At 46.6% G+C, this 22776-nt stretch carries 16 protein-coding genes; 10 read left to right on the top strand and 6 right to left on the bottom strand.

What is annotated here, in order from left to right:
- Positions 1-17: 17 nt before the first annotated feature.
- Positions 18-1157: an alpha/beta hydrolase gene (locus tag SCB77_RS16455; protein ID WP_320183090.1), complete on the bottom strand. Its 1140-nt coding sequence runs from the start codon at positions 1155-1157 to the stop codon at positions 18-20.
- Between the two features lie 154 nt (positions 1158-1311).
- On the opposite strand from SCB77_RS16455, the gene SCB77_RS16450 reads away from it, so the two are divergent.
- The 3 genes from SCB77_RS16450 (at position 1312) to SCB77_RS16440 (ending at position 6595) form a co-directional block, all read left to right on the top strand.
- Positions 1312-3717 carry a TonB-dependent receptor gene (locus tag SCB77_RS16450; RefSeq protein WP_320183089.1) on the top strand — a complete coding sequence of 802 codons (2406 nt, stop codon included), beginning with the start codon at positions 1312-1314 and terminating at the stop codon, positions 3715-3717.
- A gap of 1 nt (position 3718) precedes the next feature.
- A complete protein-coding gene (locus SCB77_RS16445) occupies positions 3719-5017 on the top strand; it encodes a hypothetical protein (protein WP_320183088.1) in 1299 nt (432 codons plus the stop codon).
- A gap of 252 nt (positions 5018-5269) precedes the next feature.
- The gene (locus SCB77_RS16440; protein ID WP_320183087.1) at positions 5270-6595 is read left to right on the top strand and encodes an amidohydrolase; all 1326 of its coding nucleotides are present in this window, start codon (positions 5270-5272) and stop codon (positions 6593-6595) included.
- 28 nt (positions 6596-6623) lie between these two features.
- Here SCB77_RS16440 and SCB77_RS16435 read toward each other — a convergent pair whose 3' ends face one another.
- A complete protein-coding gene (locus SCB77_RS16435; protein ID WP_320183086.1) occupies positions 6624-7508 on the bottom strand; it encodes a bestrophin family protein in 885 nt (294 codons plus the stop codon).
- Between the two features lie 228 nt (positions 7509-7736).
- Here SCB77_RS16435 and SCB77_RS16430 point away from each other — a divergent pair, with 228 nt between their 5' ends.
- The 6 genes from SCB77_RS16430 (at position 7737) to SCB77_RS16405 (ending at position 15889) form a co-directional block, all read left to right on the top strand.
- A complete protein-coding gene (locus tag SCB77_RS16430; RefSeq protein WP_320183085.1) occupies positions 7737-8063 on the top strand; it encodes a c-type cytochrome in 327 nt (108 codons plus the stop codon).
- Positions 8064-8151: 88 nt separating this feature from the next.
- The gene (locus SCB77_RS16425) at positions 8152-8514 is read left to right on the top strand and encodes a hypothetical protein (protein WP_320183084.1); all 363 of its coding nucleotides are present in this window, start codon (positions 8152-8154) and stop codon (positions 8512-8514) included.
- An 86-nt stretch (positions 8515-8600) separates the two neighbouring features.
- Positions 8601-12926 (top strand): CusA/CzcA family heavy metal efflux RND transporter, encoded by a 4326-nt coding sequence (locus tag SCB77_RS16420; protein ID WP_320183083.1) that lies wholly within the window; start codon positions 8601-8603, stop codon positions 12924-12926.
- A 7-nt stretch (positions 12927-12933) separates the two neighbouring features.
- Positions 12934-14097 carry an efflux RND transporter periplasmic adaptor subunit gene (locus SCB77_RS16415; protein WP_320183082.1) on the top strand — a complete coding sequence of 388 codons (1164 nt, stop codon included), beginning with the start codon at positions 12934-12936 and terminating at the stop codon, positions 14095-14097.
- A gap of 165 nt (positions 14098-14262) precedes the next feature.
- The gene (locus SCB77_RS16410; RefSeq protein ID WP_320183081.1) at positions 14263-14823 is read left to right on the top strand and encodes a hypothetical protein; all 561 of its coding nucleotides are present in this window, start codon (positions 14263-14265) and stop codon (positions 14821-14823) included.
- Between the two features lie 88 nt (positions 14824-14911).
- Positions 14912-15889 (top strand): helix-turn-helix transcriptional regulator, encoded by a 978-nt coding sequence (locus tag SCB77_RS16405; RefSeq protein ID WP_320183080.1) that lies wholly within the window; start codon positions 14912-14914, stop codon positions 15887-15889.
- Here SCB77_RS16405 and SCB77_RS16400 read toward each other — a convergent pair.
- From SCB77_RS16400 to SCB77_RS16385, 4 genes are read right to left on the bottom strand one after another with little or no spacing between them, the layout of a single operon-like run.
- Positions 15879-16190 (bottom strand): transcriptional repressor, encoded by a 312-nt coding sequence (locus tag SCB77_RS16400; protein ID WP_320183079.1) that lies wholly within the window; start codon positions 16188-16190, stop codon positions 15879-15881. The two genes, SCB77_RS16405 and SCB77_RS16400, sit on opposite strands and share 11 nt — an antisense overlap.
- 29 nt (positions 16191-16219) lie before the next feature.
- On the bottom strand, positions 16220-18058 hold the full coding sequence (locus SCB77_RS16395; protein ID WP_320183078.1) for a heme ABC transporter ATP-binding protein: 1839 nt from the start codon (positions 18056-18058) through the stop codon (positions 16220-16222).
- 35 nt (positions 18059-18093) lie between these two features.
- Positions 18094-19137: a FecCD family ABC transporter permease gene (locus tag SCB77_RS16390; RefSeq protein WP_320183077.1), complete on the bottom strand. Its 1044-nt coding sequence runs from the start codon at positions 19135-19137 to the stop codon at positions 18094-18096.
- A 21-nt stretch (positions 19138-19158) separates the two neighbouring features.
- The gene (locus SCB77_RS16385; RefSeq protein WP_320183076.1) at positions 19159-20040 is read right to left on the bottom strand and encodes a heme/hemin ABC transporter substrate-binding protein; all 882 of its coding nucleotides are present in this window, start codon (positions 20038-20040) and stop codon (positions 19159-19161) included.
- Positions 20041-20424: 384 nt separating this feature from the next.
- Here SCB77_RS16385 and SCB77_RS16380 point away from each other — a divergent pair, with 384 nt between their 5' ends.
- Positions 20425-22776: a TonB-dependent receptor gene (locus tag SCB77_RS16380; protein ID WP_320183075.1), complete on the top strand. Its 2352-nt coding sequence runs from the start codon at positions 20425-20427 to the stop codon at positions 22774-22776.

The following is a 22776-nucleotide window of genomic DNA, read 5'->3' as shown; positions in this document are numbered from 1 at the left end:
ATTATTAGTAAAAAATGCTAATTATTAATCTTTTCCTGCCAAAACAGGTAAAAGCGTGAAAAGGCCTGTTGCCAAGCCTGTGCGCCGTGTTTCCCATGCGGATCAATATCCAACTCCATAGCTATCGTGGCATGTTCCTTTAAGAAATCAGCGTATTCCTGTAAGTCGCGCGACATATTCCCGTGCTTACCCCGGCTATCCATCCGTTTTTCACGGCCACCAACATAGAGGTAAAAGTCCATCCCCTTAAATGCCGCTTTAGATCGTTCCAAACGTTCTTGACTGATCTGATAGAGCGCCGTACGATCCATCCATATTGAAGGAGAAAAGATTCCCAAGGTACCGAAGGTTTCCGGGTAGCTTAGCGCAGCATATAGACTCAGCAAACCGCCGATCGAACTTCCTACCATGGCCGTATGGTCGCGATCGGATTTTGTACGGTAGTGTTTATCGACGTAAGGTTTCAAGACGGAAACAATATCTTTCAGGTAGGCCTCTCCTTTTACAACGGGCACTTCGGGTTTCGGATGCATCAAAAATTCAGTTTCCCGTTCAGCGTAGGTCGGCGCATGATCGACAGCAACCACCAACACCTGCCCTTCGTGGGCATCAATCGTCTCGTCCACCATCCATTCCACCGGTCCGGCACGTCCTACCGAAGTAGCCTCGTCAAAAAGATGCTGCCCATCGTGCATGTATAATACTGGGTAAGAACGATCGCCTTCTGCATAGCTTTTCGGCAAGTAAATCCATACCTTCCGGTAGCAATCTAGATGAGGAAAGTAGAAATTTTCATCCAATAGCTTCACCTGTGCGCTTGCTGTAGAACTCGGAAATTCATCTCGCCAAGCATCGATGGTTAACGAAATTTCCAAGTCGTGATTAACCTGAAAACTAAAAGGCAAAGGCAACTTTCCTTCTGGGGTAGATTGCAGTTTATCCCAACTTCCGCGGTTGATTTTCAGCTCCAGTTCACCCGGACGCACGTCGCGAATGATGGTGCTAAACGCTTCGCCTTTCGCCGGCAACTCACCGATCAAATGATCATCAGCCACCCAGTTGTTGAAACTACCGGTCAGGTAACAGCGCTCACCAATAAAGCTGTCGCAATTGTTGATAACCTCTATACGTACCTGATGCCTGTCGTTCTGATTCATTGTTTGATTGGCGCCCGAATGCTTGACATCCATTCGCTAGCGCGGCACTAATTTAGATAGATTCTAAACAAATTACAAGAATTAATTAAATTTAATCTAAATAAGATTATCTTTGCAAGCAGTTTTGAAGCAAAACCGAATAAGAATCTTGACCATGCGCATTAACATTTTAAGCATCGCGCTTTTATTACTATTTACTTTAACTGGACAAACTACCTTTTCGCAAACAGGATCGACCGTCAGCGGGCAGGTGCGTGGAAAGGGTACTGCGATACCGGGCGTAACCATTGTTTTAGGCTTACAGTCTAGCCAGACCGATGAAAGCGGTGCATTTTATTTTTCAGATGTTCGGCATGGCGAGTACATCCTCGTTGCCACGGCGGTAGGATTTAAAACATTTAGCGACACCATTCAGGTTACCGGTCAAGAGCAGCAGCTAAGCATTGATCTGGAACCAGCGGATAGGCTTATCGACGAGGTCAGTGTCATCGGGAAATCCGCTACCCAGCAGGTGAAGGAACAGCCCATCCGTGCCATCGTGATCGACACGCGTGCGGTGGCGCAGCAACCGGCTACCTTGGCCGAGCTGATGAACCGATCGGCGGGTATTCGTATTCGGCAAAGTGGCGGTCTAGGCAACGCCGTAGATGTGTCAATCAATGGCTTTCAGGGAAGCTCGGTACAGTACTTCCGAGACGGGATACCACTAGACTACCTCGGCGGCGGCTATGGTATTAACAACGTTCCATTGAATCTATTGAACCGTGTGGAAGTTTACAAAGGTGTCGTACCTGTTTCCTTGGGAGGCGATGCCCTCGGTGGTGCCGTTAATCTGGTCACATCCCAACATGCCGGCACACAGCTCAACGCATCTTATGAAATAGCATCCTTCAATACGCATATTGCAAACCTATCTTTCTACAGCAGCGACAAGAAGAACCAAAAGTTTATTGGTCTTGATGCCTTTTACAACTATTCCGACAACAACTACAAGGCTGATGTAGAGGTCACCAACGCAAACGCCAATTACGACACCGTTACGGTACCTTTGTTTCATAATGCTTATAAACACGGATTTGCCGAGCTCTACTTCGGTCTAAGAAATAAGCGCTGGGCAGATGAACTTCGTTTTTCTGTGGCGGCCTATGGTATCGACCGCGAGTCGCAACATCCGGCATTGATGACCAATCCGTATGGGGCAGCGACATTGCAGAACAAAGGTGTAGTGCCTGCATTGCGCTATCGGAAATCATTCTTTGACGAGAAACTTAGGCTTGACCAGTTTGTCTCGTATAGCTATACGCAGCGAAACCGCACCGACACCGTCCGGGGCACCTACGATTGGTATGGCAACTTTATCCCCAGAGCAGGCGATCAGGTTGGTGAAACGCCTACCCCTTCCCTTTCCGATATCGACTTTACCAATATCCTATCGCGAACAAACATAGGTTACGCGATTAATGAAAGGAATCAACTCGAGGCGAATATTGTTTACAACAGAAATAGCAGAATAGGTAGTGACCCTTATGGATTTCGTTTTGCAGGCACCGACGTAGACATCCTGAGTAGAAGAGCGAGCTATGAAAAAACCATTGTCGGCTTATCTTGGGAATCAAAATGGTTGGACAGCAGGTTGAGCAACCAATTGTTTGTTAAGCATTTCAGCTTCACCTCGGAAGGCATCAATGCCTTCCTGTCCAATGATACCGACATCAGTAAATTTACCAAGGCGAGTGATAACAACTGGGGAATCGGCAACGCGTTGAAATACCAGATCAATGCATACAGTTTTATTCGCGCTTCTGCCGAATTAACAAACCGCCTGCCTATTGCAGAAGAACTATTCGGAAACAACGACACCCGTGCCCCAAATTTCAATCTCAAACCGGAGCGCAGCCTCAATGTGAATTTGGGATACCGCTATGCGCGAAATAAGATGGCCGCCGAATTTGGCGCCTTCTACCGCAAGACTTCTGGAATGATTATGCTGGTGCCTATACAGTCGCCCTTTGCGCAGTATCAAAACTTGGATAGCATCCGCGGTTATGGATTCGACATGGACTTAACCTATCAGCTCTTGAAGAATGTAGAGGTCAATGGAAACATGACCTGGCAAGACAACAGGATGACCGATGTTGGATCGGCGATATACCAATGGACAGAGGGCACGCGGCAACGCAATACGCCCTACTTCTTTGCCAACCTTGGCGCTACTGGTACCTTTCACCATGTCTTCACCCAACGGGATGTTCTAAAACCCTATATCAACTACAACTTCATCCGCGAGTTTTACCTCGTACCAATACCAAAGGATCAAGAGCCACAGGGCTTCTTGGGCATATTTGGAGACTCCCGTGTGCCGATCAAAGATCTCGTGCCCGACCAAAGCTTATGGAGTGCGGGGTTCAATTATGTATTTCCCGCCACAAATCTCATTTTGGGTGCGGAAGTGAAGAATATCATGAATGCCAAGCTCTATGATTACTACAAAATCCAGCGTCCTGGCCGTAGTTTCCATTTAAAATTAACATACCACATTAAATCCATAAAAAATCAATGATATGAAGAAAACAAGATTTTATACTATCCTTGGAATCATCAGTTTAAGCGCCCTATTTGCGGGGTGCAGCAGCGACGACAATCCGACGCCTCCTACGGAAGAAAATAGCAGCAAATATGTATTGATGACGGTCTCCGATAGGACGCAGCAATATGGCGGCGGTTACGTGAGTACGTTTGATGCGTTCCCCAGCGGCAGCATAAGCAATGTTGTCGGTGGAAAATCACTGGTCGCCAACCGCGGTGCGGCAGGCTGGCGTGTATATGGGAACTGGATATTCAAGATGTTTCGCAGTGCCGACGCTACGCAAGGCATAGAAAAACTCTCTGTTGCTGCTGATGGCACGGTAACCTCAGGGCAGTTTATTACCTCCAAGAACCCCACCGAAGCAGCAAAGCGCTATGGAACAGGAAACTTCGTCATCCATAACGAAACCACGGGCTTCTATTGGGATGCGGCAGAGCCTTTAAAAATTCAGAAATTTAATCCTACAACCATGAGCAATACCGGATCATTGGATTTTGCCACACAGGTCAACCTGCGCGGCGCCAACGAAAGCGGCATTGTTTTTAGAGCTATAGGTCAGAAATTTTTGGCCATCAAAAATGGAAAGTTGTTTGCCAATATCGGTTACGGCAAAGTAGCTACCACGCAAGCTGGTTTCTTCGACGACTTTTATTCCAATATCGATATTGCCGTGATCGATGTCGCGACGGGTGCCTACGAAAAAACGATCTCCATTGAAGGCACGGGAAGTATCGCCTACATCAACGAAAACCAAATGTATGATTTCGACAGCAACGGCGACCTCTATATCGTGACCCAGGGGGTAAGCCCTCAAGGGCTCGGTGGAAAATCCAAGATCGTGCGCATCAAAGCTAGCGAAACGGTCATCGACACAAGCTGGGAGTTGAAATTTTCAGACTTTAGAGCCGAGGATAATGGTAAATTTGTGAACGTCTTCGCCCATAATGGCAAATTAATCCTAACCCTGAACACGGCAAGTCTAACGGGAGGTCCAAACGGCAATATCAATTCAGCCGATATTTGGAAGTATTACAGCGTAGATGTCGCTTCAAAGACTTTTGCAGAAATTACCGGCATCCCTACGGGTAATAATCCTGGTGCAGCTTATGCTGTTACCGAAGTCGATGGTAAAATTCTATTGCGAGCCTCAACGCAAAATAGCGGCACCAATGGATACTATGAGTACAACCAAAGCAACAATAGCGCTACAAAACTTTTCGATGTCAGCGAGGGTGGAGCCGTATCGGGCTTTGCCAAGATCAGCATGAAATAAATAAAATACTGATCGACGACGCTTCACAAGACTGCAGAAGGCAGGAAGCATAACAATGGCCGGAACGATTTCCGGCCATTTTGCATTTGTTAACTGGGCAAGTAAATCTGCATTAGAAGATCTACCGATTCCAGCACAGCACAGGAGTGTATACGGTAAAAACTATAAACCGTACAAGCTTTGAGATAATCGCTACACAGGACATCTGCCGAAGATAGCTATGTTTGTATCGTTCAATTTAACAGATACAGCATGAAAGCAAAAAACGCCCTATCCCGTAAGGATTTTATTTGGCAAACCAGTCTTGCAGCGGCCGGCATGATGGCAAGTAGTCCCTATTTGGCATCGGCCAAAGCTAAGAGAGGAATCGCCTCTTCCTCATCCTACCGGATCAAGAACGTACGTCTGGAAACGGGCTTCATTTACGAAAACGACGAGGTTATCGGCACAAAAACGGAAACGTTTACCTTGGAAATTGCTGATGGAAAGATCAAAGCCATCCTTCCAAACGTCAACGACGATCAGGCTATCGACGCGCAAGGCGCGCTTGCCTTGCCCGCCTTTCATGATATGCATATACACCTAGACAAAACATTCTTCGGCGGCCAATGGCAAGCCGTTCGCCCGCGGCAAGGAGGTGTAAAAGGTATGATCGCCTTAGAACAACAACTCCTGCCTAAGATGCTCCAATCATCCACCGAGCATGCCGAAAAGCTGATCGAACTGCTCCAATCCAAAGGCAGCGGCTACGCTAGGAGCCATGTTAACATTGAACCTACCTCAAAGTTGGATTCACTGAAAAACTTACAACGAGCGCTTGAACGAAAAAAAGATGGCTTCCAAGCAGAGCTTGTGGCTTTCCCTCAACATGGACTCTTTTACACGGACTCCCGCTCGTATATGAAAGAAGCTGCAACAATGGATATTGATTTCATTGGAGGGCTAGATCCTTATTCGATCGATGGCAATATCGAGCGAACCATAGATTTTACGGTGCAGTTGGCCTTGGATCATGGCAAAGGAATAGATATACATCTTCATGAAGGCGGTGAATCGGGATTGAAAACGGTCGAATACCTCATCAAAAAGGTGCAGGAGAATCCTGTGCTACAGGGCAAAACATATCTTAGCCATAGCTTCATATTGGCTCATTTGGACGGAGCTCAACTGGAACGTACTGCCGAAGCGCTGGGGCAGGCAAAAATTGGCATTATCTCCACCATACCTTTTGGGCGTACCATCATGCCTATCCCTACCCTGTGTAAACATGGCGTGGAAGTACTAACGGGAAACGATAGCATCATCGATCATTGGAACACCTTCGGTTCAGGAAGTGTACTTCAAAAAGCGAATCTTGCAGCCCAGCTTTACGGTTACGTCACCGAGTTCGCGTTATCGAGAAGTTTAAAGATAGCCACTAGAGGAGTACTCCCATTAAACGATAGCGGCCAACAGCAATGGCCAAAGGCCGGCGACGAGGCTAGCTTTGTACTGGTCGATGCCAGCTGCTCGGCAGAAGCCATAGCAAGAATTGCTGATGTGAAGGGACTTGTGCAACACGGCAATCCGGTTTTTTAACAGGATGCTCGAACCATAGCGTGCTCGATTAGAGCATATAGTAAAAATTCGGATCAGTGGGCGCTGGTTTTTCTACATCATCGCCCAGCTGTTGCCTTAAAACAAATTCAATATTTTGGCTGATATTTGTCATTGGCGTATCCATCGGTCCATTTTCAAAAGGATCCTGCATTAGAATTGCGGTACGTTCAATAACAATAAAGATTATCGGAATTCCTGCCGTTAATATGGCCTCAATAAGGGGGAAATTATCATCCAGACCAAAAGGCAACAAGAACGCAAACAGATAGATCAAAAAGTGAATGAGCGTACTGTAAGAAACGGGGAAAACTGTGTTTTTAATACGTTCACACCGTCCCATGGAGTCACATAGTTTGGTTAAGGTAGTATCCAATTGCACTTGCCGAAATTCCGTTAGCTTACCCTCAGCATTGAGTTTTTTGAGTTGCAAGCCATGTTTGAGCAAAAGCGCATTCGGCACATTAGCATCTTTCACTCCTTCCAAATCAATATATTGCCTCACCCGCGAAGAAAAAGGCAAACGTCTTAGGGACTCACTCAGCGCGAAATTCCAAATAATCTGCCGCTCAATGAATTGTCGGATTTCTCGGTCTTCACCATCGGGCAAAAATTCCCGTAGCTGGCGCAAGAATGTTCTAGAATCGTTCACGATTGCTCCCCATACCGTTCTAGCTTCCCACCAGCGGTCGTAGGCCTGCCCCGTCCGAAAGGCCAAGAGCAGAGAAATCGCTGTTCCCACTATCGCCACCAACGCCAACGGAATAACCATTGATGCTAGAAAACGCTGCGTATCCAAATAGCCAACAAAGACGCTAAATGCCGTGATAGCAACTAAATCATATCTAATAGTTTTTACAAAATCTAAAACCGAAATCTTTCCTTTAAGCAACATACGCTAATACCTTTTTATGCCCCTGTTCAACAATCAAACAACCGGACGGACTTTATTAAAATAAAAAAAGAGGAAAAATGTTTTCCAGATAATGTGCATTTTTTAGGTCAAGGCCTAATCCAAAAAGGAGATCATCTGCAGAAGCACCGATTTTTATCGCCAAGCACAAACAAATCTTTCAGGTTTTCTGTTTTATAAAAGAGAAGAGTATTAATGTAAAAAATGATCATGAAAAAACTAAAAACGAGCATCATAGTCGGTTTAGGGGTCGCTATGCTTGTAGGTTGTTTTCCGAAAGCCAGTGAGGTTATCCGTTCGCTACCTGTGGAAAACAAAGAACAGATTCTTGCCAAATACAGCGAAAGCGAGATTGCCGAAGGAAAAGTGCTATTTACCAACAACTGCGCAAAATGCCACAAACAAAAAGAACCGGAAACCCGCACGCCCGAACAATGGAACAATACGCTTAAGCGGATGATTCCAAAAGCAAAATTAAACGATCGCGACGGACAATTGGTACGCGCTTATCTCATTGTGAATGCGAAAGAAGCATAAGCGCACTATTAACGCGCTACACATTTTATTTTTTTTGATCATTCCTTTGCTTCAATAGGATTAATCGCCTATTTTTGGACAACAAGGAATGATCAGAAATATTGCTATATTATTTTCTGCCATGTATCTACTGGCCACGACGCATCTTATTGAGTTGCTGAAATTGCCTATTCTTATTGAGCATTATGCAGAATACCAAGGCGATCTCTTGGATTTTGTCGTGCACCACTATGGTGGTCATGAAAAAGATGCAGACTGGGATACTGATATGAAACTTCCTTTCATGAAAAGCACGCCGGTGATGATGGTTCTAGCCAATGTCCCCGATAACATTACGGTTGAGCTTCCAAATGTTTCCATCCTTCCGGCCGAAAGGGATACATGCTATTATCAGCTCGGCCACTGCTTCAATTACCTCTCTCCCATTTTCCAGCCGCCCCGCTTTTGTTAATTGACTTAAGATAACAAACCATAGACGTTCTTACGCAAAACGAGGAGCGATGCTATGTATTTTAATCATTTGACAAGACGCTTATCATGCTTAATAAAATTATTGAGTCTTCCGTTCGGAACAAACTCATTGTTGTCCTATTTACATTAGGACTTATCCTCTTTGGTCTATACGAGCTAAAGAAACTACCTATCGATGCGCAGCCCGACATCACCAACAACCAAGTACAGGTGATCACGGTAGCTCCTTCCTACGGAGCCCTAGATATCGAGCGCCTCGTCACTTTCCCTATCGAACATGCCAGCAGCAATATCAGTGGCATCACTGAAACACGAAGTTTTTCCCGCTTTGGCCTATCGCTGGTCACCATCGTGTTTGACGATGCTACAGATGTATACTGGGCACGCCAACAAGTAACCGAGCGCCTACAAGCGGTAAAAGAGCAGATTCCGGCAGGCATCGGCGTCCCCGAGTTAGGTCCCGTTTCCACCGGTTTGGGTGAAATATTCCAGTATGTCGTGCGTGCGAAAGAAGGTTATGAGCACCGTTATAATGAAATGCAGCTCCGCACAATTCAAGACTGGGTGGTACGCAGGCAACTGCTGGGTACACCCGGCGTAGCCGAGGTCAGCAGCTTTGGCGGCAAATTGAAACAATACGAAATTGCGATCAACCCAAAGAAACTACAATCTTTAAACCTGAGCATCAACCATGTCTTCGATGCCTTGGAACAAAACAACCAGAATACCGGTGGCGCATATATTGAACAACAAGAGTCGACCTTGTTTATCCGAAGTGAAGGGCTCGTGGGTTCTATCCTCGACATCGAATCTATTCCCGTCGCCGAGACGCAAGCGGGTGCACCGGTGCTGCTAAAAGACGTAGCTGACATTCGCGAAGGCTTTGCCACGCGCTATGGCGCGATGACTTTCAACGATAAAGGCGAGGTCTCTGGTGCCATCATCCTCATGCTCAAAGGAGAAAATGCTAATAAAGTCGTTCAGCAAATAAAAACAAGGCTTGCAGAAATCGAAAAAACCCTACCTGAAGGTGTTGTTATCGAGCCTTTTATTGATCGGGCGAAAATGGTAAACAACACCATTGGCACCGTCAAAACTAACCTCACCGAAGGCGCGCTTATCGTGGTCTTTATCCTCGTGCTTTTCTTAGGAAATTTTCGCGCAGGATTTTTAGTTGCATCCGTGATTCCACTTTCCATGTTGTTCGCAGTGATCATGATGAACATGTTCGGCGTGGGTGGCAATCTCATGAGCCTCGGTGCTCTCGACTTCGGATTGATCGTTGATGGTGCCGTCATTATTGTAGAAGCCGTTTTGCATCAGCTGGCCCATAAGAAACATTTCGGACTGGGCAATCAGCTCGGTAAAGTAGAAATGGACAAAGAGGTGACTGGCGCGGCAAGTAAAATGGTAAATAGTGCGGTATTTGGACAGATCGTTATCCTCATTGTCTATTTGCCCATATTCTCCCTAGAGGGTATCGAAGGCAAAATGTTCAAACCTATGGCGCAAACAGTAGCCTTCGCTTTGGTAGGTGCTTTTATCCTATCTCTCACGTACATCCCCATGATGAGTGCAGTATTACTGAGTCGCAAAAAGAAAACGAAGCCCAATTTTGCCGATCGTGCCATGGCTAAAGTTGAAGGAATTCACCGTGGGATGCTTGTTAACGCATTGAAATTCCGTAAAACAATTATTATCGTTGTCTTAGCGCTCTTTGCAGGTGCGGTCGTTATTTTATCACGCATGGGTGGTGAATTCATTCCATCTTTAGAGGAAGGAGACTTTGCCGTGGAGATGCGCATCTTGCAGGGAAGCAATATCGAAAAAACAAAAGAAGTGACCACCAAGGCTGCCAATATCCTGTTGACTAATTTTCCAGAAGTAGAAAAAATAGTAACCAAGATTGGTAGTGCCGAGATCCCTACAGAACCAATGCCGATGGACGCGGGCGATATGATCATCGTCTTAAAGCCGAAAAAGGAATGGGTATCAGCCAAAGGATTCCCCGAACTCTCGGAAAAAATGAGCAAGGCGCTGCAGGTCATTCCCGGATTGACCACAGGATTTCAGTTTCCGGTACAGATGCGCTTCAACGAACTCATGACAGGCGCTCGCCAAGATGTGGTCTGTAAGATTTACGGAGAAGATCTCGATAGCCTTTCCTACTATGCGGATCAATTAGCGGCGATCATCAGTAAGGTTCCGGGTGCACAGGACCTATACGTCGAGCCCGTTGTTGGTGTACCACAAGTGGCTATCACCTTCAATCGCGCAGCGCTTGCGCAACATCATGTCAAAATTGCGGAGGCCAACAAAATCATCAATATGGCTTTCGCAGGACAAAGTGCAGGGCTCGTTTATGAGGGTGAGCGTAGATTTGATCTTGTGGTTCGCTTAAAAGAGGAGCAAAAACGCGGTATGAGTGATATCCGAAACCTCCTGATTGCTACCGCATCAGGAGTGCAAATACCTCTGCATCAGTTGGCGCAGATCGAATTGAAAAGTAGCCCCAATCAAATTCAGCGAGAAGACACCAAACGGCGCATCGTTGTGGGCTTTAACGTTCGCGGCAGGGACGTGCAAAGCATCGTTGAAGAGCTACAAGAAAAAGTAGGGCAACAGCTCAACCTACCCAAGACCTATACAATCGCTTACGGCGGCGCCTTTGAAAACCTGAACCAAGCAAAAGCACGTTTGGGCGTAGCAGTTCCGGTATCGCTTATTTTAATTTTCTTGCTTTTATTCTTTGCTTTTGGGTCGGTGAAACACAGTTTATTGATTTATACGGCCATCCCGTTATCGGCCATTGGTGGTGTTTACTTTCTAGCCTTCCGAGATATGCCCTTCAGCATCAGTGCAGGTGTAGGCTTTATTGCGCTCTTTGGGGTTGCTGTATTAAATGGCATAGTATTGATTTCTGAATTTAATAGGTTAAAGGGCCACGGCCTGACCAATACCACCCGTATTGTGGTGAGCGGTACCAAAACACGTCTTCGCCCCGTCCTAATGACCGCCTTTGTAGCTTCGCTTGGATTTTTGCCGATGGCACTGAGCAATGGCTCCGGGGCAGAGGTACAACGGCCTCTCGCCACCGTCGTGATCGGCGGACTGATGTTAGCGACCTTTTTAACCTTATTTGTCTTGCCAATTCTCTATGTACTCTTTGAGCACTTGAAGAAACCAAAACTGAAATGGTCGAAGAAAGCGCTTGCTGTTTTGCTATTGTCGCTAAGCGGTGTAACGCTAGCACCGGCGCAGGAGACCATCAGCCTAACCGAAGCGGTAACGCTAGCGCAAAAGCAGAATCTAGCCGTACGCAACAGCGCCATAAATAGCGAGATCCAAAAACGCTTGACGGCGAGTTACCTCGATATCCCGCAAACGGAGGTTAGCGGCGAGTATGGTAAAATCAATGCCTTAGACAATGACAATCTATGGAGCGTTTCGCAACGGTTTAGCTTCCCCACGGTATATGCCCGCCGCAAAAGTCTGCTTGATGGACAATGGCTAAGCGCGACCTTGGCGCAGCAACTCACAGCCGCGCAGGTAAAACGCGAGGTGACCACTGTATTTTATGAGCTGCTTTTACTCAACGAAAAAAGGAAATTGCTGCGCTACACGGATAGCCTATATACAGAATTTTCGGAAAAAGCCAGCCTGCGCCTAGCCGCGGGCGAAGCCAACGTACTGGAAGAGTCGACCGCCAAGGTGCAGCGCGAACAAATTGCGATACAGCTGGAGCAGTTGGAACAACAAGCTGCAGTAAACCAACTGCAATTTGCCTTACTACTGCAAACGACGGAACGCTATACGCCTTATGCATCTTCCCTTACGGTTGATACACCGTTTAGCACAGATTCTAGAGTCGGCCTACACCCCGAGTTAGAACTCCTGCAACAACAAGTTGAGGTAGCTACGGCCAACCAAAAGTTGGAGAAAAGCAAGTTTCTGCCCGATATCATGGTCGCGTACAACAACCAAAGTATGAAAAGCGTAAACAATGGCCGCTTTAGCTCGGTACAGCTGGGCGTAGGGATTCCTATTTTTACGAAATCGCAGCATGCTATGGCAGACGCTGCCAAAATACAGGTGGATCTGGAAAAAGCGCGACTCCAAAAAAGAGAAGCGGAACAACTTACGGAGATTGCACAATTGGAAGCACAATACACGCGACAAGCTGCTATTGTTGCCAGTTACCGACAGAAGCAATTACCCGCCGCCACACAAATTTTGCAAACAGCAAAAAATCAACTGAATGCTGGGGAGATCAATTTCCTGGATTGGGTGATTTTGACCAATCAGGCAGTCGCCATCCAATCGCAGTACATTGATGCCCTGCAATTGCTTAATCAATACAGTATTTCATTACATTATCTTTTTTCTAAATAACCATATCATGTCTACATACAACTCTATCTTCATCGCTTTGTTTTTTGGGACTAGTCTCTTGCTTAGCTCCTGCCAACAACCGGCGAAAGAAACCGCGCAAAACAACGAAACTGCAAACGCAACAGACAGTATAGACCATGCCATACTTCATTTATCGGCTGAACAACTGCAAACGATTGATCTGGACACGACCTCCCTCCAGCGTAAAGCTATGCAAAAGAATATTTTGCTGACGGGGAAGGTATCGGTAACACCAACGCACCTGACTTCACTCTCGAGTGTACTGGGCGGACATATAAAGACTTTGCATATTATTGCGGGCCAACAGTTTAGCAAAGGTCAGGTGCTGGCCACGATCGCCGATATGCAGCTCATCCAATTGCAACAGGACTACCTCACGGCTAAAGCCGATTGGATCTCGGTGAAAGAAAACTTCGACCGCCAACAGAAACTCAACACACAGCAAGCTACGAGCGAGAAAACACTCCAAACAGCGCGCGCAGACTTTCAAAAATTAAGTGCTACGCTACGTGCGTTGGAACAAAAGTTACGCCTGCTGCACCTAGACCCCTATACACTGGATGCAAACAATATTCAGCAGACGATCAATATTTACGCACCTTTTACAGGAACGGTAAGTAAAGTATTGGTCAATACCGGACAGTACGTCACACCGACAGATATTATCTGTGAGTTGATTGACCCGCGTGGATTGATTTTGCAGCTGAATACCTTTGAGAAGGATCTTCCTGTGCTACAAAATGGCCAGAAAATAGCGGCATATACCAACGGTACGCCAGACAGCAAAAAAATGGCGACGATTATCAATAAGGTAGCCAGCTTAGATGCTGATGGTGCCGGTATTATCTACGCGAGACTGGATCAACCGAACCCGTTATGGGTCTCGGGAACATATATCAATGCAGACGTTGCCATTCGTAATTATGAAGTGAATAGCCTGCCACAAAACTGTGTTGTATCGTTTGAAAACAAGCAATACGTATTTGTAAAAATCGGCGACTCTTCGTTTGAGCTGCGTGCCGTAGCGATTGGTGAAAGCAGTGACGGACTTGTCGAGATTCTTGATGCGGCGTCCCTAACAGGTATACCGGTGGTGCAAAGGGGCGCCTACGACCTGTTGATGGCCATGAAGAACAATGCCACGGAGTAAAACGCGAGCATAACGCTAAGCAAGAGGCGTTTGCTCTATCAAAAAATTGCAATTTCAAGATGATAATGCGAGACTTGCTGTTGCGCTATCGTGTTGAAAGCATTATATTTGTGTATGGACAGGGAGGACTTAAATAGCCTCTCTGTACCATGCTCCGAATACACGATGAACGATAAAGTATCCGCCTATTTCCAAGCAAGTAAAGAGCTCGCTGCGAAGCTTAGTGAAGTCCGCAGGTTGCGACAGCATGCCATCGTAGGTGATGATCTTCAGTTGTTGGACAGACAGGTACAACTTGCCAATGACCGGGTGGACGAGTTGCTAGAAATATTCACTTGGGAGACACAGGACACCGACCTTATCCGAAGCGCGTTTCTAGAGATTGCGAAAAATACGCTAAAAAAACTCCACGAAATTCAAGAGAAAGATGTGTATCAGACACACGAAGGCGCTAACCAAGCTGCACATCTGCTGTTGATCGAAAATATTAGCAATGCGCTGCGCAAGGCTTTGAGCAGTAAAGGCCGTTATGTACCTCGTGTGGAGATCCCGCTGGGCTTAGCCACTTGGTGTTATCAAATTATGGAGAACTATTTGGAAACCTTATTTCGTCAATTACGAAGTGCCACCTTTGACAACCTGCTCGAAGCGCTAACCTATTTCGAGAAAAGTACACTTTTACTTCAGCTGCAATACCAATCTCAAGAGAAAGCCAACAAGTATTGAAATAAATACATTCTTATTTAGATTCTTTATAAATAATATAATATATTTGTGCTGAACAAAACCTTCAACGTATTATAGCAAACTTACCATGTTGATCAAAGCGAAGATTGAGCACCACAACGAATACCTCTTTATGGAAGAACTTCCGGAGAAATTTGTGTCCAACCACCGACTATCGGAGCGACAGGTCAATATCAAGCAAAGCCCCGTAGACATGAAAAACTATCAGCTTTCTACTAACGGGCTTTTCCTACTTTACGCCGAGATGAACTTCAGCGAGAATGTACGGATAGAAACCGAGATCGAAGGCGATGCCATTGCCAGCCAGTTTATATTCAGTAAAGAGAAGAAATCGGGTAGTAAAAGCAAACCACGCTACGGACGAAGCCGCCACAATATACGCTACTTACCGACTCAAAAAGAATCTTACGAAGTACGAGCCGAAATGGAATACATCTACTTTTTAGTGGTGCTTTCCAAAGATTATTACCTGAATCTGGTGGATACCACCTCGCCGCTGCACGAGGATTTTCTGCGTGAAATGGAAAAGGGCATAACGAGCTCCTTTACGGATGAAGACCTTTATGTAACGCCAGAGATGCGTCATTCTATCGAGGGTATACGCGAGTGCAAACAAGATGGGCACTTAAAACGCATGTTTACCGATGCCCGCATTCTGGAACTTATCATGTATCAGCTCGAGCAGTTTAGTCAATATCTTCAAGACGAAAAAGAAATTTTACAGGACGAGGATATCGAAAAGCTGGATCGTGTGCGGGAACTGTTGGAGGAGAATTATGTCAACCCGCCTACGCAAAAAGAGCTGGCTAAAAAAGCCCTATTGAACGAATCCAAGTTGCGTACAGGTTTCAAAAAATACTTTGGCACTACTATTTACGATTTTATCACGCGCAAGCGTATGGTGGAAGCCCGGCGATTGATTGTCGAAGAAAAGCGAGGCAACATGTACGAAATAGGCAATTTAGTCGGTTTTAAACACCAAGCGAGCTTCACCAATGCCTTTAAACGTTACTATGGTATGCCGCCCAGCGAAGTTAAGCTGTAGCGGGCACAAAATACAAGGCCTGCCTTTGCGTTAGGCGTTCCGCTGCGCAAATACCGGCATCTACCAAGACTCCTAAATTAAGATAAACCGATGCAATACTGATCGGGTAACCATCTTTCTTCAATAAAATCCACAGTTCTTCGGCCTCCACTTTTCGGTCTATTTCGGCCAATTTGATGGCCACCATCAGCCTCTTTTCCGAATATTTCATGCGTCGCGCAAGGCAATAGTTCTGTAATCGGTTAATAAGCCATTCGCTGTGGCCCATCTTTTGAAAATCCGTTAGCTTTTGTCTTTTCATCGTTCATCTTGGTTTATACTGTTCACATTTTAAACTACGCCATGGCCCAGTGCTTCGCGCCAACTCTCCAGTTCGGCAATGCCCGGCTTACGCTCGCCAAAAAACTGCACAATCATCTCTCCTTCGGTATCATACAGCTCCAACGAGTTGACATCACCATCTGCGGTGGGTTTCACCACATGCCATACCGAATTTACGGCATCCTCGTTTAGGCGGATCTGTCCCGTGCTGTTGCTCTGCAAGGTAAGCCACTTGCCCTGTTGGTCAATACGCTTGAGCTCGCCCGTATTAATCTGCACGCAGCCCTCATTGGCGGTGAACACCATTAAGGGTATTTTCTCCAACGAGCATTGCATGATGGTGCGCCGAAAGGATTCCAGTGTAACCTGCACGGCACGCCGGCCGGCAGCTAAACGCAATGCCTGCATGCGCGTCATGCCATACCGTCTCAAGAGACCAAAAAACTCGTGCGTATCCTGCATGCTGTCCCAAGAGCGTCGAAACTCAACCACATCGATTTCCGCATCCCGCCGCTCGGGCATTCCTTTGCGCGTCGCACGTTCAAAAGCGGGTAACGATTGCTGTATATCCTTAAAGTCGGCCACCAGTTCCATAAAGGCCTCGCGGTAGCTACCTTCCGTCAGCATAATTTTATGCACCGCCTTGCCCATCTTATCAAAAAATTGCAAACTTTCTTTTCCCGGTTTGCATACCGCCAAAGCTAGTGACCATCGGCTTGCAAAAATCCGTAGGTCAATATCTTCACCCAAAAAGAGTGTCACATGCTCCTCTTTGCTGAAATTGCGGTACACCCCCTCCCGTTGATTCTCGCAATGCGGATTGTAGGTCATTGCTTTCACCCATCCTAGACTTTCTATACGCTGTAGGATCTTCTCCATATCATTCCCCAAAAGAAAGACATCTTTCCCCAGATCAATCAACAACAAGTCTGCCTCTCGTGTTCCCAAGGCATCCGCCACCTGCCACAATGCTTTCTCTGGGTTTTGTTCGATATAAGTCAGCATCCGCTCCTTCAGTGAAAGCTGATGGTAGGATGCTGCCATACTGGAATTAAAGTGTGTCGCTTCCAAGCGCACCGCCACCGGTGCAATCTGTGTAGTCAGCGTCTGTGGGTCAATACGCACCTGTGCATCCACCCCAAAGGCTGAAAAAATATTCTTCGCCGTAAACACTTCCTCCGGTGTTCCATCCCACCATTTGCGCCCTCCTTTCAACATAATAACGCGGTCGGCATATTGTGCGGCAAGGTTAATTTCATGCAGTACACAAATCACCATAAAGCCTTTTTTGGTCAAAGCATTTGCTATCGCCAAGGTTTGGTGCTGATAGAGCATATCCATGTTGGCAATGGGTTCATCAAGTAACAGCAAGGCCTCCTTACAATCCCATATCTGCGCCAGTACGCGGGCAAAGTGCACGCGCTGTTGCTCCCCACCAGAGAGGGTAAGCATAGAACGCTCGGCTAAATGAGCGATCCCACATACACTCATCGTTTCCTCCAGCACGACTTCGTCAGAAAGCTCGGGTGCTTTTCCTGATTTCCCATAACGGCCCATTAGCACCACCTCTTGCACGGTAAAGGCCAAGCTAATGGCATTTTGTTGGTAAAGTGTGGCGCGCATATTCGCAAGTTCCTTGATCGAATAGCTATTCATATCCCGGCCGTTGTAAATAATACGTCCCTCGGAGGGATTCTTTTCCCGACAGAGGATCTTCATCAAGGTGGATTTGCCGGCGCCATTTGCACCAAGAATTGCGAGCATCTCTCCCTTGCGAATGCTGAAGGTAATATCTTTCAACAAATGTCGCTTGTTGATCTCAAAGCTTATGGACTCTACTCTAATCATAATTGATCCACTAACATACTATTGCGCTAGGCAAATTAATTCAATATCTTCTTTTTGTCTTTGTATAGGATATACAGAAAAACCGGTGTTCCCAGCAAGGCTGTAATTACACCTATGGGTAGTTCTACCGGCGCGACTAGAATGCGCGCCAACATATCCGAGACCGTCAACACCAACGCCCCCAAGAGCGCTGAAGCTGGCAAAACCAAGCGATGGTCTACGCCGCCCAACAGACGGATAATATGCGGCACTAATAAACCCACAAACCCTATGATTCCCGTTACAGAAACACAGGCACCCACCGCCAAAGTAGACAGCAATACCACCACTGATTTAATGCGATTGGGGTTCATACCGATCTGCTCCGCTTGGCTCTCACCGATAGCAAACAGGTTTAAGCCTCGTCCATAAAAGGGAAGCAGGATCAACGGCAGGGCGATAAATGGAAGCACACCCACCACCGTAGGCCAATTTGCCCCGCCTAAGCTGCCCAACATCCAAAAGGTAATCGTCCGGAGCTGTTGCTCATCGGCGAGGTACGTGAAAAGCCCCGTCAGCGCACCAGCCAATGCATTGATTGCTATGCCGGCGAGCAACATGGTGGCCACATTGGGTTTGCCATCAGTTTTGGAAAACTGATAAACCAACAGCGCCGCGACCCCCGCGCCAGCAAAGGCTGCAAAAGCCAATAGATAAAGCCCTAAGAGGTTGGCTAGCGACACGAACAGCAAGGCTTCCATGCCGATGACCAACACCGCAAAAAGGGAGGCACCCGCCGAAATCCCGATAAGCCCAGGCTCAGCAAGCGGATTGCGGAAGATGCCTTGTATAGCAGCGCCCGAAATTCCCAATGCAGCGCCAACCAGTATGCCGAGTACCACGCGTGGCAACCGGACAAAGAGCAGCACATTTTCATACAGATCCTGAACTGGCCTTTGTACCGGAAACCCTATTTTTCTCCCCAGAATTGCCAAAACATCCCCTAGCGGGATTTTCATGGCTCCCATCGCCAGCGACGCCAAAATAACGGCAACCAACCCGGCGATGAGCCCCACATATATCAATTTTCGATTCAACATTTATCTTTCTGTTACTGAGGTTTACTTTTTCAGTTCTCCATGAAGGGCCAATATGGCCTGATCCAAGCGTACACTAAAGTTGACCATCAACGGTCCGTCGACGGAAAGGATACGCTTTTTTTTGCCTGCGTTGGTAAAAGCCACACCGGGCATCTCCAAAATAGCCGCCTTTCCTCCCAAGCTTTGTACGCCAAAATCAAATAAAAGAAGAGCGTCCGGATTGGCACTGACCAATCCCTCTGTGCTATAGGTTTTATAACGATTGAACTCCTGAATAGCATTTCGTCCACCGGCCAGAGAAATAATGGCATCCATATTACTTCCGCGCCCAGCCACCGTCATGGTGCCTGTACCGCGCGCATAGATGAAAAGCACTTTAGGTTTGCTCGTACTGCTGGATTTCACCAGCTGTTGTGCTTTGATGATGCGCTTTTCGGTTTCTAGGGCCAATGCCTCACCCTTTTGCTTTACGCCAACGATGGTACCTATCTCCCGGATAAACGCCAATGCACCTTTCACGGAATATTCCTGCTTAACAGCAACAAAGCGAATGCCCGCCCCACGCAAAGCCTGTATAATCCCTTCCGGCACATCCCCTTGTGGTGCAATCACCAAGTCGGGACGAAAACTGATCAATCCTTCGGTGGATACCGAGCGATTTTTACTCACTTTAGGTAAGCGCTTCACTGTCTCAGGATAGACACTCGTCACATCCACGGCTACTAAGTGAGCCCCAAGCCCCAATGCTGTAATCGTTTCGGAAATTGCTCCCCCCAAGCTTATAATTCGCTTGGGGTTCGCCGAAACACTAATACTACAGCACAGGTAACAAACCATGATGGCCGTAATTCTTATGGTAAAACCTCCTAGAAAGGAGCTGCTATATTTGATAAATTCCTTCATCAATCCGGTTACGTTTAATCTTTAAATCGACACAAAAAAAGCATTTAATCAATCTAAATACAAACGAAGAACTTTCTCATAAAAAACGGATTGAACAAATTGAAAATCAATAATCGCTTGCCTAAAAATAGACACAAAACATTGATAAAAAGAATCTTAAAACAAATAACAAAAGAAATAAGGTCGTAATAATCAACGCGATAATCTGACAGAAAAAACGGATTGAACAAAAAATAAAACGGATTGAACAAAAAATAAAACGGAATGAACAAACCAGTTAAAAGCCTTAATGTCCATATTTGTACCACATCTTTATTTAGAACGATTAAAAATAACAAACGGATTATCACATTGCATTTAACAAAACTAGTATACCTGTTCAGCATGGTTTTTACACTATCCATCGGAATTTATCCTGCACATGCGCAGACCGGCATAAGGGGAAACCTGAACGGACATGTTACCGACAATAATGGTGCACCATTATCTCATGTAAATCTGAGGTTAATGCCGGATATGCATATTAGTCATAGTGATGAAGCGGGAAATTTCAAGTTTTCGAATATCATTGCAGGAAGTTACAAACTGCATGTTTCTAGCTTAGGCTACGCCCCGCAGGAAATCAAGGTTTCTATCGCGGTAGGCAAAACGATTCGTTTGGACATTCAACTTGCGGCGAGCGATCAAAGCATTGAAGATGTGTTGGTGGAGGCCAAAGTGGGCAATCCTGATAATCTGATTGATGTTTCACGTAGCGCCATGCCTGTCAAGGTTATTGACCGTCGGCAAATCGAGCTGATGGGCAGCCGCCGACTTGATGAGGTACTACGCGAACAGACCGGCGTAGCCATGGTCAACGATATTGCCAGCGGAAGCCGCGCCGTAGGCATACAGATGCAGGGATTTAGTTCGCAATACATTATGGTGTTGGTAGATGGGCAGCCCATGGTAGGGCGCAATAACGGAAACCTTGATCTTTCGCGCATATCCGTGACCAATGTCGAACGCATAGAAATTATCAAGGGCGCTACCTCTTGCCTCTATGGCAGTGAGGCGCTCGGTGGTGCCATCAATATCATCACGCGCCATGGCGCGGTAGAACCGCAGGCTCGTGCCGCCCTATTCTACGGAACCCGCAATCTAGTCGACGCTACGCTGGAAGGCGAAACACCATTCCAAGGCCAGCGCGGCTCTATTTTGTTGACCGGAAACTACTACCGCAACGATGGCTTCAACACCGATAGACGGTACATGAATGGGCAAACAATTCCCCCTACCGAAAACCTAACCTTGCAGTCACGCGTCCGCTATCAGCTCAATGAGATACATACCGTAGGCTTACAAGCACGCTTAAACTCCAGAAGATCGAATAACAACCAAGCTTTCGGCAGAGGGGCGTCCCTTAACAACAACTTGGACAACTTACGTGATGACGACATCAACATCACGCTTAACCTTAACAGTAATTACAGCAATGGCCTTCGCTCAATGCTTCGCTACTACTACACCCAGTTTGATACTAAAATGGATATTGTGCGCGAGAACAGTAATGCCCTACTGTCCAATAACGAGTTCAACGAATACAACCATCGTATCGAGCAACAGTTCGCTTACGCGGCAAGTAGTAGCCTCAAATTCACATCGGGCTTAGGAGGCAACTTGAGTCAGATGCGTGACGCATCTGTCGAACAGTCTGATCTGCTATGGAATGCGTTTGCCTACACCCAAGCCGATTATATACCATCGGAAACCATCAACTTTGTCGCTGGCCTACGCTATGACCATGCCGGCACCTATGGCGGCCAATTAAGTCCCAGCTTTGGTGCACAATATCATCCAACGGAAAAGCTAACGTTTAAAGTCGGTTTCGGTCGTGGCTTCATTGCGCCCGATTTTAAGAAACGCTACCAGATATTTTATAACGCCTTGCAAGGTTACACCGTGATGGGGGCCGAGGTGGTCAAACAAGGTTTACGGGATCTGCAGGCAGCGGGAGAGATATCTAATATTCAAGAATATACGTTAAGTAACCTTCCCGACAGACTACTACCCGAAAGCTCCACATCCTTCAACGCAGGATGGGCATACAGCCCTTCAAACAAGCTAAAACTAGAAGGATCTTGGTTTTACCATCGGCAGGAGAATTTTATCAACACCCTTCAAATTGCAAGGAAGATAAACCAAGAACAAATCTATACATTCGAAAATATTGCACTGGCCTACAACACGGGATTCGAGCTGTCTGCATCCTATTCGCCCATGCCCAAATTGGATGTTAACATCGGCTACCAATACTTGATCACCAAAAACAAGGGAATCATCGATAGCATCAGCGCGGGAAGACATCCCTACTACAGCATTCGCGATGCCCGAACAGGGACAGATCGTGCATCGGTTCCTAGCGACTACATCGGTTTATGGAATAGGTCTCGACATATGCTTAATGCCAATATCACCTACCGCATGCCTTGGAGCTTGACCGCAACCGCGCGTGCTAACTTCCGCAGCCGATATGGTTTTGACGATGCCAACAGCAACGGATTCTACGACAGATACGATATTGAGGTTGCCGCTCATGTAATCGTCTATGCCTCGCTAGAGAAGCGCTTCCGCAACAACCGTCTGACGGCAACACTTACCGCGGAAAATCTATTTGACTACGTAGATCGGCTTATACCGGGACAGATGGGCAGATTACTAAGCGCCGGGCTAACCTACCGGCTATTTAAAGGATAA

The sequence above is a fragment of the Sphingobacterium bambusae genome (assembly GCF_033955345.1).
In the GTDB taxonomy this organism is placed as follows: domain Bacteria; phylum Bacteroidota; class Bacteroidia; order Sphingobacteriales; family Sphingobacteriaceae; genus Sphingobacterium; species Sphingobacterium bambusae.
This window is presented reverse-complemented; position numbering and strand designations above follow the sequence as displayed.